Annotated in this window: 9 protein-coding genes and 1 pseudogene; 2 read left to right on the forward strand and 8 right to left on the reverse strand. The window is 45.1% G+C overall.

The features are described from left to right. Nucleotides 1–84 precede the first annotated feature (84 nt). The 8 genes and pseudogenes from EAE91_RS24890 to fecI form a co-directional block, all read right to left on the reverse strand. Nucleotides 85–195, reverse strand: a pseudogene (locus tag EAE91_RS24890) (IS982 family transposase); the annotation flags it as partial. A 46-nt stretch (nucleotides 196–241) separates the two neighbouring features. Then, nucleotides 242–1,009 carry a Fe(3+) dicitrate ABC transporter ATP-binding protein FecE gene (gene fecE, locus EAE91_RS03280; RefSeq protein ID WP_214087230.1) on the reverse strand — a complete coding sequence of 256 codons (768 nt, stop codon included), beginning with the start codon at nucleotides 1,007–1,009 and terminating at the stop codon, nucleotides 242–244. Next, a complete protein-coding gene (fecD, locus tag EAE91_RS03285) occupies nucleotides 1,010–1,966 on the reverse strand; it encodes a Fe(3+) dicitrate ABC transporter permease subunit FecD (RefSeq protein WP_214087231.1) in 957 nt (318 codons plus the stop codon). Beyond that, entirely contained in the window at nucleotides 1,963–2,961 is a 999-nt protein-coding gene (gene fecC, locus EAE91_RS03290) for an iron-dicitrate ABC transporter permease FecC (protein ID WP_214087232.1), read from the reverse strand. The genes fecD and fecC overlap by 4 nt, the downstream gene beginning before the upstream one ends. Further along, nucleotides 2,958–3,866, reverse strand: coding sequence for a Fe(3+) dicitrate ABC transporter substrate-binding protein FecB (locus EAE91_RS03295; protein ID WP_214087233.1), 909 nt, complete (start codon nucleotides 3,864–3,866; stop codon nucleotides 2,958–2,960). The genes fecC and EAE91_RS03295 overlap by 4 nt, the downstream gene beginning before the upstream one ends. A gap of 59 nt (nucleotides 3,867–3,925) precedes the next feature. Further along, nucleotides 3,926–6,286, reverse strand: coding sequence for a TonB-dependent Fe(3+) dicitrate receptor FecA (gene fecA, locus EAE91_RS03300; RefSeq protein ID WP_214087234.1), 2,361 nt, complete (start codon nucleotides 6,284–6,286; stop codon nucleotides 3,926–3,928). Nucleotides 6,287–6,370: 84 nt separating this feature from the next. After that, entirely contained in the window at nucleotides 6,371–7,336 is a 966-nt protein-coding gene (fecR, locus tag EAE91_RS03305; protein ID WP_214087235.1) for a ferric citrate uptake sigma factor regulator FecR, read from the reverse strand. A 1-nt stretch (nucleotide 7,337) separates the two neighbouring features. Further along, nucleotides 7,338–7,859, reverse strand: a complete 522-nt coding sequence (gene fecI, locus EAE91_RS03310; RefSeq protein WP_036778240.1) for a ferric citrate uptake sigma factor FecI — start codon at nucleotides 7,857–7,859, stop codon at nucleotides 7,338–7,340. Nucleotides 7,860–10,103: 2,244 nt separating this feature from the next. Here fecI and EAE91_RS03315 point away from each other — a divergent pair. Beyond that, on the forward strand, nucleotides 10,104–10,580 hold the full coding sequence (locus EAE91_RS03315; protein ID WP_105399380.1) for a very short patch repair endonuclease: 477 nt from the start codon (nucleotides 10,104–10,106) through the stop codon (nucleotides 10,578–10,580). Nucleotides 10,581–10,826: 246 nt separating this feature from the next. Beyond that, nucleotides 10,827–11,927 (forward strand): DNA cytosine methyltransferase, encoded by a 1,101-nt coding sequence (locus EAE91_RS03320; RefSeq protein ID WP_214052375.1) that lies wholly within the window; start codon nucleotides 10,827–10,829, stop codon nucleotides 11,925–11,927. The last annotated feature ends 38 nt before the right edge of the window (nucleotides 11,928–11,965 follow it).

Genomic DNA, 11,965 nt, shown 5'->3' on the forward strand with positions numbered 1-11,965 from the left:
TGTAGAGAAAGATTAAGACATGAGCCCCAAAATGAAGCCCAATGTCCGTCAAATCGAGACCGTAAAGCCTAAATAACATCAGCTTTACTTAAGAACAGCAATCTCACCATCACATAAATTCAAGCTCGGCTTTTTGGGTTGGGTGGTATAAATAATGAATCCCGACACAACCTCTAACAAAAAACCGAGCATATTAAGCCGTACTGGAGAAGAGAACCAACACGTTACATTAGATTCCCGCTTAACACACCACACACATTGGTTTACCTGAAACGGGTTCGGGATGAATTTCCGCTTCGATGCTGAATACCCGCTGTAATAATTTCGGTGTCATAACCTCTTCGGGTGAGCCTTGGGCGACAATCTGCCCTTGGGAAAGCAGCACCAAGTGGTCACAGTACCGGCTAGCCTGATTGAGGTCATGAAGTACGGTCACGACCGTTTTTCCTTCATTGTTCAGTTCACGCAGCAGCTTCATCAATTCCACCTGATGGTTGATGTCCAGGTATGTCGTGGGTTCGTCGAGCAGCACCACCGGCGTATCTTGGGCCAGAACCATCGCCAGAAAAGCGCGCTGGCGCTGCCCACCAGAAAGGTCGGCAACGCGTTTATTGGCAAGATGGCTAATCTGCGTTTTTTCCATTGCTTGTTGTACAAGATGACGATCATGAGGTGCTAAACGCCCCCAGAACGTCAGCCAAGGGCTGCGTCCGTATGCAACCAGTTCATGGACGGCGATCCCTTCTGGTGTGAGAGGATGTTGCGGTAAAAGCGCCAGATGTCTGGCGAGCTTGCGTGAGGAAAAGTGCGCTAAAGGTTCACTATCTATTGTTATCTTTCCAGATAATGGCGTTAATAGCCGTGAAAAGCATTTCAGTAATGTCGATTTTCCGCAGCCGTTGGGGCCGAGCAGAGCCGTGATTTTTCCGGTCGGGAGGGTGAGCGACAGGTCATTTAGAATACGTTTCTCCCCGTAGCCCGCAGATAACTTTTCCGTAGCCAGTTGCATTTAACGTGTCCTCACTAAAAGCCAGAAGAAATAAGGGGCGCCAATGATGGCGGTCAGTACGCCAGCAGGCAATTCCATTGGTGGGGCTATGGTCCTTGCCAGCAAATCGGCTAGTAGTAGAACCAGAGCACCCATAAGCATGGATGTTGGTATAAGCCAGCGATGCCGTCCTCCCACAAGTTTGCGAACGAGATGGGGTACCACGAGGCTGATAAAACCAATCGGCCCGCAAACGGCAACGCCTGTTGCGGCGAGCGCTACTGCCAGCATTAATCCCCAGGATTGTACCTGTAGGAGCGAGACGCCCAGTGTGCTGGCGCTGTCATCACCAAGTGCCAGCAAATCTAAATCGCGACAAAAACGCAGGCTGAGCGGTATCAGTATTATCAATACTGGCAAGGCTATAGCCACAAACTGCCAGTCGCGTCCCCACAGGCTGCCGGTCAGCCACAACAGCGCGTTATTGATATCTTGTGGGCGTGAGAGCATGAGGTAGTCGGTGATGCTTGTCCAGGTAGCTGAAAGTGCGACGCCAACCAGTGCAAGGCGCAGTGGCGAAGAGGGTCCGGCAATTGCCCGCAGCAGGATTAGCGCAGCCATTCCACCGCCAAAAGCGAGTAGCGGAAGCCACTGCACTGGCAGAGAAGGGAAAAGGAGCAGCGCACTTACCGACGCCAGGCTTGCTGCATGATTTACCCCTAGTACATCGGGGGAGGCCAATGGATTACGAACAATACCCTGAACCAGAACGCCGGAAAGCGCCAGCGCAGCGCCTACAGTGATGGCGAGTAAAATACGCGGCAGGCGGTACTGCGTTAGCACAAAGTGGTGTTTGTCACTGGGTTGCCAGCCGCTTATTAACGCTTCCCAAGGAAGTGGTTGTGCGCCCATGCGTAGTGCTAGCACCAGCGTAACAGCCAGCAACACTACTAAAAGTAAGATAACCTGACGATTCATGTTCGCCTCCTTGCCAGCCAGACAAAGCAGGGTGCGCCAATCAGCGCCAGTACCGCGCCTGCCGGGAGTTCTCCTGGCCAGGCTAGTGCACGGGCCAGTAAATCCGCAAGTAGCATAAACACCGCTCCCAGCAACATGCACATTGGCAGTGTGCGGCGTAGATCATAGCCAACCCAGAAACGCGCCAGATGCGGCATTAGCAGGCCAATAAACACGATTGGCCCAGCCACACTGACGCAGGCTCCCACCAGAATCAGTACCGCCAGACTGACGAAGATACGCAGTCGCGTCAGGTTCACACCAAGCGTATGGGCACTGACATCGCCAGCGTTGAGCAGATTAAGCGATTTCGCCAACAATAAAACCACAGGTACAGTGACCACCACGAAAGGGAATAGTTGCCAGAATTCAGGCCAGCGAACATGGGAGACTCCCCCCGCCAGCCAGTAAAAAATGCCATAAGCATGATCTTCGGCAAGCAGTAGCGTAATACGTGTTAGTGCCATACATAAGGCAGATAAGGCAATGCCTGCCAGAATTAGCTGGTTGCGATCGTATTTTTGTTGCCAGCCACCACTTGCGGCCATCACCATCATCCAGCTAATGCCGCCGCCGCAGGCCGCCACCAAAGAAATGGAATATCCGGCCAGCAGTGCCGGGTTGCAAGCGCTAACCAGCGCCATAGCCAGTGCAGCGCCACTGTTAATGCCTAGTAAGGAGGGGGAGGCCAGCGGATTATGCGTGAGCGTCTGGAGTAGTGCGCCGGATAATGCCAGAGCTGCGCCGAGCAGAATAGCAACCAGACTGCGTGGTAGCCGCAGGTTGATAACCAGCGCTTCAGGTAGCGTCGGTGTATGGCCTGGCACCAGTGCCTTGAGTGCGCTGATGGCGGGAATGGGAATCGCAGAATAACAAAACAGGCTGAGCCAGAATGCACTAAACAGTGCTACCAGCGGCAATCCCCAAAGCCAGACTGGATGATGGCGGCACCTCATGGTGTTTCATTAACTGGCTGATGATGGAAGATTTTTATTGCATCACTGCCAATGCGTTCTGCGGCAAATATCCCGCGCATGCGAGCCCATGTGTTGCTGTCTACCGCCGCTATCTGACGTTTTTGCTGTGCTGTCATCATCTGCCACAGCGCATCTTGTTGCCAGCGTTTGACGATGCTTTCCTGACGATAGTGGGCCACGATAAGCCAGTCAGGATTGAAAGCCAGTAACTGTTCAAGGCTGAGAGAAGCCATTGCTGAATGGTTAACTGGAGTGGGAACTTTCAGCCCTAATGCCGCTAAGACGCTGCCGGTATAGGTATCGCTGGAGTGCAGATTAAATTGCTGTTCGCGCGAGGTACCAAAAACCACGCTGACGCCTTGTGGCAACTGGCTAGCATAGCCTTTCATGCGTTCACGGTGCTCTGCCAGCCGTTTCTGCATCTCACTATCTTTCCCCATGACTTTGCCGATGATCGCGGCAGATTGCAGGTTTTCTTCGTAAGTTTCGTTACGGGACTTGAGTAGCAGAACGGGAGCGATGCCCTTGAGTGACCGATAAATCCCCGTGTGGCGTTGACTGTCTGCAATGATGAGATCTGGTTTTAGCGCACTGATGGCTTCAAGGCTTGGCTGGGCGCGAGTGCCCGTTGATTGCCAGGGTTTAATACGCTGTCGAACATCGGTGAGGATGCGCTGCGGATCATTATCATCGGCAACACCCACCGGGCTGATATTGATGGCGGCCAATGCATCAGCAAACGACAACTCCAGCACGACCACGCGTTGGGGAACGGTATTGATGGTAAAACTGCCCTGCTCATCCTGTACTGTGACCGCAATGGCGTGGGGCAGACTGGTGAAGAAGAGCAAAACGATAAACATAACGTGAATCGGTGTAAGCATAACTTAGCTCCAGAAATAGCAAAGCCGGGCGATAGCCCGGCGAACGGATTAATGTAACGTTAGAATTTTACAGAACCCAGCATATAGAACGTACGTGGCTGCCCGGCGTAGATGCCTTTGTTATTATCATCATAGGAACGGGTGTAATACTCGTGGTCGAAAATGTTTTTCACCCCCAAGGCCACACTCAGATTAGCCATGCGTGGACCGAAGTCATACGCCACGCGCGTATCCCACAGCATAAAGCCTGGAATGCGACCGGTGCTGCCATTGGCGCTTTCCTGCACGGTATTAGCGTTATCAGCAAATTGGCTGGATTGGGATGTACTGTTGAGGTTGAAGGTCCAGTTACCCGGTTTGTAATCTATGCCAAATGCACCTTTGTGTTTCGGTGAGAACGGCACTTGATTCCCGTAGGTGTTGCCCTCTTCACGAATTTCCGCGCTCACATATGTGTAGCTGGCGTAAACCGAAACGTTCTCCAATTTGGGCGTAAGTTCGGAAAGATCGTAACGTGCCTGAGTTTCCAGCCCAGTGTGTCGGGTTTTTCCACGTGCCGTAACAGTATCGTTAGTTTGGTTGGAGTCGTACTGGTTGTTGAAGTTAATCAGGAACAGCCCCATTTCCGCAGCCAATGCGCCGTCGTCGTAGCGAGTTCCGACTTCCCAGGTTCGCGCCTTTTCCGGTTCTACATTGCCGCTTTTCACCGCCTTGCCAATTTGGCTGTACTGTACGGTACCGAATGAACCTTCCGTATTGGCGTAAAGATTCCAGCTATCAGTAACGTGATAAAGAACATTGAGTGCTGGCAGCGGCGCATCGTAACTGACTTCTTGGCGGGTGCCTTTCACATTGTTGTTTTGGAAGGATTTGATATGTTCGAATCGTATCCCCGGCGTGATGGTCCAGTTGCCGATGTCAATGCGGTCATCAATATACCAAGCATGTGCCTGGGTGCCGGAACGGGTATTACGGTCATAAGGGCTTGACGTGCTAGGTAATTCGCCGCTGCTGGTGGCGGTGTAGTAACGCATTTCGTGACTGGATTCATTCACATAACGGTAGCCAATCCCTACTTCGTGGGCCGAAGGACCTAAATTGAAGAGCTGACTATAACGTGGTTCGATGCTGCGCACCCAGTATTCGCGTGGGGAAAGGGTAATGCGCTTGCCCTGTTCAAGATAGCCGCTGCGCAAGGTATGAGTATATAAGCCCTGAATATTGAATTTATGCTGTTGGTCAGGTTGATACTGATAGCTGAGACTTGCAAGCTGACGGCGGCCCCAGAAGCGGTCATATGGGCGAGTGGATTGCCAGCGATTGGCATCGTAATCGGCGCGTGAAAGGCCCCCGGGCATATCCGCGCGGCCATCATAATATTGCAGTAGGCTGTTGAAAGTGTGCACTTCATTGGGTGCATAGCGGCTTTTGAGCATCACATCGTCAATGTGCGTGGCGCTGTGTTCGCGCCAGTCGCTGCCGCGTGTGCCGGAGTAGAGAAGAGCCGTGCCGAAACCGTTATCTGCCGTACCGCCGATCATGAAATTATGGGTTTCTTTTGGATTATTTTGTGAGGATGTGGGGCTGAGTTGTCCTTCCACACTTGCGTCAATACCAAAATTCTGCGGGATAGCGCGGGTCACGAAATTCACCACACCACCGACGCTTTGTGGCCCGTAGCGTACAGCGCCGCCGCCGCGTACCACGTCTATTGCGTCCATGTTGCCGAGAGATACTGGCGCTAACGATAGTTGTGGCTGTCCATAAGGCGCGAAGGGTACTGGAACGCCATCCATCAGAACCGTAGAGCGGCTAGCGAGACGTGGGTTCAGGCCACGAATGCCAAAGTTCATCGCTAAGTCGTGGCTGCCGGTACCATTGTTTTCTGGTGCGTTGACGCCGGGAATGCGGTTCAGCACTTCACGCATTGTGGTTGCGCCTGTTTTAGCAAAATCTTCCCGGCGGACGACATCACGTGCGCCTGCATGTTCAAACACGTCAGCTTCACGTGCACTACCTAGCCAGTCTCCTACCACGGTCAGCACGTCTTTTTGCGCAACAGGGGCGGGTTCGAGTGTGAACGTGTTATTGTCCAATGTTTTCACCTGCAAATCAGTGCCGACCAGCAAGGTATTCAGTCCATCGGTGATGGAGTAATTGCCGTGTAGACCGCGACTCTGTTTGCCGTGGGTTAAGCTGGCATCTACTGAAAGGGTAATACCGGCGTGGATGGAGTATTGATTCAGAACTTTATCCAGTTCGCCTGCATTAATGTCATAGTGTACGCTAGCTGGCTCTACCGCAGCATACGTTATCCCTGAGGTTAGGCAAGCCACCGGTAGCAGGCTCAAACGAATCGCCATTACCAGCGGTGTTGCTTTGTGAAGCGCGCGCAGTGGCTGTGCACGTAAAGGCATCATAACGTCTCCATAATCATTTTGTTGCTGTATTCACTTATGAAGTCGAACGAGGAAACAAAAAGGACAATTGAAAATGATAATTTTTTACGTTAACGATTTTTCTACGGGCAGAACATTCACCCAATAACGGGTAATGTATTGAATCTTAACGGGAAGTGTTTTCTCTATGACGGTTAATATCGTATCGGTATTTTTTATCGGGAAAGTGCCGCTTAACCGCAGCGAGGCAACGGCCGGGTCGCAGCGTAATATACCGCTTCGATAGCGGGAGAGGGTTGCTATTACTTCATTCAGTGGCTTATCGCTGAAGCTTAGTACACCCTGCGTCCATGCGTTGTCTTCGGCGGTTGCCGCAGTCAGTTCACCAAAATCTGTGGCGCTGAATCTTAGGCTTTCGCCCTGACGCACAATGCATTTATGATCGGCACCGGTCAGTATCACCTCTACGGCATGTTGCTGAACGCTAAGTAGTGTGGCGTTGGCTTCCTGGCGAACCGTAAATTTGGTACCTAGCGCAGTCAGTTGTGCATGACGGGTTTGTACACGAAACAGCTTTGCTTCGGTATCATGCCCGGTAGTGATGGCAATTTCGCCGTACCGGAGATGTACCAGACGTTGTTGAGGAGTAAAATGGACATCTGCGGCACTGTCGGTATTGAGTGTAAGAAGTGTGCCATCGCTCAGTCGATAATGCTGAATATCTCCTTTAGCAGTATGGTAATCGGCCCGCAGACCTTCTCCCACTTCCGAACACCACAGTTGCCAGCCACCGCCAGCCCCTAGTAGTAACAGTATGCCTTTCATCACCCTGCGTCGTGACAGGTAAGTTTCCTGAAGTGTGTGGCTTGCCACATTACCTGGCACGACAAGCATCTGGTTGCGCAGATTTTCCACTTGCTGCCACGCCCATTGATGATCTGGATGCTGTTCGTACCAGCGTTGCCATTTTTCAGTTTGCAGCGGACTGACCTGATCGCTACTCAGTATCGCATACCAGTGTGATGCTGATTTTAATGCCTGGCGGCGAGAATGGGTTAACATGGTATCCATATCAGAGTCCATGCTCCAGGCGAAACAGCAGGCAGTGCTCGGTGGCTTTGGCCATATATTTTTTCACGGAACTGACGGACACATTGAGGCGTGAAGCAATGTCGCTGTAGGTCAAATTTTCAAGCTGAGACAATAAAAACGCTTGACGTGTTTTGTTGCTCAGACCATCGATCATCTGGTCGATTTGCTGGAGTGTTTCAAGTTGACACTGACGGATTTCCGGCGAGGGCATAAGCGCCTCGGGCCGTTGCGCCAGTAGTTCCAGATAGGCTTTTTCCAGCGCGTTGCGGCGAAATAGATCGATCATTATCCTTTTGGCGATCGTACAGAGGAAGGATTTTTGGTCGCGAATGGCTTGTAGCGAGTCGCCGGTCATCACACGCAGGAAGGTATCCTGCGCTACGTCATCGGCGTCGAAGGACGATTGCAGTTTGCGCGTGAGCCAGTTTTTCAGCCAGCCATGATGCTCGCCGTAAAGCGATTCAAACGTTAGCTCAGCAGAAACAACAATGCGGTCAGACATACCCTATAACATCAAAAGTCAATAATCACGGTATCATCTTAATGTGAGAATAGTTATCGTTACAATCATTACGAAGGTTTTTTATTTCATATTGATGTAACTTAAGTCTCCATAGTCTGGAGACCTATCTCTGTTTCGTTAAAATGTTGGAGAAAGCGGTTAATGAAGATTGAGCTACGGTTGGAAAAAAACTGAAGCCTGTCATAAAAGAGCGGTAAAGAAAGGTGAAAGTCGATATGACCGACCAGAAAGTGGATTTATACACCGAGCCAATTAACCTAAAGAGCGCTTTTTACTTACTCCATAAGATCCCGATTTGTTCAGGTTAGACCGTATGGTTTATCGTTTTTCGTGCTATCTGAAAGCAAAGGGTTACAGAAACTTTCACTCATTCGAGTAAAAGTAAATATGCCTTATCCTGAACGTGATAAAACAGGTATTTAAGAAAAGCCGTTTTTGTCTATCAGTGTGGTTTTAGAATCAGGGAAAAGAGGCAAGTGTACTATGAGTAAATAGGTAAAAACTTAAATCATCAAAGGTAAAAAGAAGTGATTAAGGATTTTTAAAGGCGGGTAAAAAATCTGATGTTATATTGACATTAAAAGAGGAAACATCGGAGAAAACAGGTTTTAAATTGATTAACCAAAGTGTAAAATAACAGTGTTAACCCAATAATATGATGTTATATCAAAACATTTAACGGGATTAACGGGATTAACGGGATTAAAATTTATTAAAGAAATGGGCGTTGATTTTAATACCATTAATATACCTTTTACCCTTTCTGGTTTTAAGCCGCGTTAGGGGATGAAAAAAACTATTATATTTGCATAAACTATCTAATGAAAACCATTTGTTAAATGAATTTTTATTTAAAAATATGAAAAACCTCGGAATGGGAATTGTTTTACAGATTTATTATCTTCATTAACGTGGTTTACTATCTTTTTTTACCTGCGTATTCTTTTTTTGTGTGTGTGATTATACGCTTATTTTTAACAGTGATTAATCAGCTAAGAGTAAAAAAACAGGTGCTCCATTAATGCGAGGTTTTTAAAAGGTGAAGGGTGACTAAAAACGGCCTATTTACTACCATGTTTAATGTATTTATCAGTAATGGTGTTATTCGATTTTTTTTATATTTAACTATAACCAGCAATGGCTATTTAAAAATATAAATGCAGGGGTGGTGTTTTTTATGTAATTGATTTAAATAAATTAGCTTTTAATGAGAATAGTTAATTGAATCTAAATTTATTAACAGATAATTTAAAATAAACCAGCGCGTAAAATAATATTATTGAAACAGAAGGATATGAAAGTATTTTACTACCGTTATTTTATGAAAAAAAACCGTAAAAAATAATGAAATAAAAAAGGATAAAATGGTTGATTTGGTAGGATTTAATCTCTTAAAGATAGGTTGTTATCCGAAAAAACATAAGGGTAGTGACCTATAAAAACTGATTAAAGTTCCTGATAAGATAGTGTCAGTAAATATAAAAAGTAGGCGTCAAAAGTAATAAAAAACTGTTAAATCTTTATACTGATTAAATAACTTTCCAAAATAGTGCTACACCTTACACACGTTACGTAACATAACATATAACTCTATATAAATAAAATCCCAAAATAGTGCTACATTTTATACCACTCATAATTCTATGTATAACAATGAGTTGAAGAGGGCTATGTGTATCATAATTACGAAATGTTATTTATAACAATTGGTTGAATAAAACCACGTATAGCGTAATTATGAAACCTTATTTAAAATCAGTGGTTGAAAAAATTACTTTTAACAATAGTTTAAAGCCTACCCATCATAAAGCTGTCAATGAAAACTGAGAAATAAAAATGGGTTTAATTAATGCTTATATTTACAGGAAAAAAGATAAATAAGAATATGAATCTGCTAATTCGATAATCTATTTTTCAAAATGAGTCGCTTTAATAGTGTTTTCAATCGGAGAATAAACCATGTCATAAACCAGTTAAATAATTGATGATAAAAATCGGCATAACAAAATCCCTAGATAAATGATTTAACCGAATGCAAATTGGGTTACTTGCAGCGTTATTATATTGCATTTGTTGTACAATTCTGTGATGCCTTAAATACGTCAGTTTAAATTACAGTCTCAAAAAAGAGGTCAGATATTTTTAGATAGTATAGAGGGGAGGTAAATTTAGTTTGTGAAATATGCTATAATTCTATTTGTTTTTGTTAAGGAGGAAAATGGAATGAAAGCGATATCAAAAATTAAACGCTCGCATATCATGAGATCTATACACTCAAAAAGCACAAAGCCAGAAATCATTGTCGAAAAAATCCTAAATAATCTTGAGATTAATCACATATCCCAATGTGAAAAAATATATGGCAAACCAGATTTTGTGTGTGTCGAGCATAAAGCAGCCATACTTGTTAATGGCTGTTTTTGGCACAGTCATTCGTGCCACATGTTTAGACCGCCAAAATCTACAAGTGAATATTGGACCAAAAAGCTCAAAAATAATATAGAAAGAGATATGCGTGTTATATCTAATTTGAGCAATCTTGGTTATAGGGTTCTGGTTGTATGGGAGTGTGCATTGTTAGGGAAGAAAAAACTGGATAGCATTATTTTGCAGGATTGTATTGAAGAGTGGATTTTTACAGGTATTAGAAATTGCGAGATAGACTATCAAGGGATTAAACTTATGCAGTCGTTGTGCTAGTAAGCTTAAACAGTGAAGATCGAGAAATCATCCCTCTCTCCTTTCTTTGACTCATTAAGCTCTCACTCCATCCTTCATTATGGCGTTTTTTATACGGTTTTGCGCACATTTAAAAAAATAAAAAATCAATAAAAACAACAAGATAAAAATAATTAAATTATTTGCAACTTATGTTGTGCACACATCAGGTTTTGTTTATCATGTATAAAAGATCAGGTTAAGGCCGATGAGAACGAGAGTGAAGAAATGACAACAAGCATTACATCAGAAATTAAAAGCGAGAAAATCCATTTACGGATTACTCCATCTCAAAAGGAAATATGGAAAGCTTTAGCTGAGGCGCAAGGTGTAAGTTTAGCAGCATGGATTGAAAATAAAATATCGATGGCATTAGCATCGAATAGTGATATCTTTCAAAAAGAAAAGTATAAATTGGTTTCGCTTTTTGCTGGTTGTGGCGGAATGGATTTAGGCTTCTGTGGCGGTTTTTCTGTCTTGAATAAAGAATATAAAAAAACAAAATTTGAAATTATTTGGGCTAATGAATTCAACCCCAATGCAGTAAAAACATATAAAAAAAACTTTTCTCATGATATCGTTGAAGGCGACATATGGGAACTTATCGATTCAACCCCTACAGAATGTGATGTACTGATAGGAGGCTTCCCCTGCCAAGATATATCTATCAATGGTAAAAGAGCTGGCGTAGACGGAAAGCGCAGCGGTTTATATCTTGCTATGGTCGAAGCTGTTAAACGCTCACGACCAAAGATTTTTATTGCTGAAAATGTCAAAGGGCTACTCATGAAGTATAATGAAGAGTCTTTAGCCCGTGTTATAAAGGATTTCAGTGAATTGGGTTATAATGTTAGTTATAAACTATATAATTCAGCCAATTTTGGTGTACCCCAAACGAGAGAGCGAGTTTTTATTGTTGGAACATTACATGGAAATCCTTTATTCAAAGAACCTGTTGATATTCTCCATAAAAACGAATGGTTGACTTGTTATGATGCGATTCATGATTTAGAAACCGTTGATGAAGATCGCAATCTTAATCATATTTGGAGTAAGGCTAAAAAAAGCCCAGACCAAGGAAGTAGACGTTTAAAGAAAGATAAGCCATCTCAGACTATAAGAGCGGAATGTCATGGTAATATTCAGTTCCATTATAAATTAGATCGTCGTATTTCGATGCGAGAGGCTGCACGTTTCCAGTCATTTCCTGATAATTTTGTTTTCGAATCGAACTTGAGGGAAACCGAAAGACAGGTTGGAAACGCTGTTCCACCGGTTTTAGCTTGGCATTTAGCGCAATCCGTTGAAGAATATCTCGATAAATTATAAACAATATATTTAGAATACCATGACTGTTATTTGTTATC

Origin of the sequence: Photorhabdus noenieputensis (assembly GCF_018448935.1) — a bacterium.
GTDB classification, from domain to species: domain Bacteria; phylum Pseudomonadota; class Gammaproteobacteria; order Enterobacterales; family Enterobacteriaceae; genus Photorhabdus; species Photorhabdus noenieputensis.

What these genes read in the sequence shown, in the direction of transcription:
- EAE91_RS03295 (WP_214087233.1), bottom strand. Translation starts at nt 3,866, where the DNA reads ATGCTTACACCGATTCACGTTATGTTTATCGTTTTGCTCTTCTTCACC.
- fecE (WP_214087230.1), bottom strand. Translation starts at nt 1,009, where the DNA reads ATGCAACTGGCTACGGAAAAGTTATCTGCGGGCTACGGGGAGAAACGT.
- EAE91_RS03320 (WP_214052375.1), top strand. Translation starts at nt 10,827, where the DNA reads ATGACAACAAGCATTACATCAGAAATTAAAAGCGAGAAAATCCATTTA.
- fecR (WP_214087235.1), bottom strand. Translation starts at nt 7,336, where the DNA reads ATGGATACCATGTTAACCCATTCTCGCCGCCAGGCATTAAAATCAGCA.
- fecC (WP_214087232.1), bottom strand. Translation starts at nt 2,961, where the DNA reads ATGAGGTGCCGCCATCATCCAGTCTGGCTTTGGGGATTGCCGCTGGTA.
- fecD (WP_214087231.1), bottom strand. Translation starts at nt 1,966, where the DNA reads ATGAATCGTCAGGTTATCTTACTTTTAGTAGTGTTGCTGGCTGTTACG.
- fecA (WP_214087234.1), bottom strand. Translation starts at nt 6,286, where the DNA reads ATGATGCCTTTACGTGCACAGCCACTGCGCGCGCTTCACAAAGCAACA.
- EAE91_RS03315 (WP_105399380.1), top strand. Translation starts at nt 10,104, where the DNA reads ATGAAAGCGATATCAAAAATTAAACGCTCGCATATCATGAGATCTATA.
- fecI (WP_036778240.1), bottom strand. Translation starts at nt 7,859, where the DNA reads ATGTCTGACCGCATTGTTGTTTCTGCTGAGCTAACGTTTGAATCGCTT.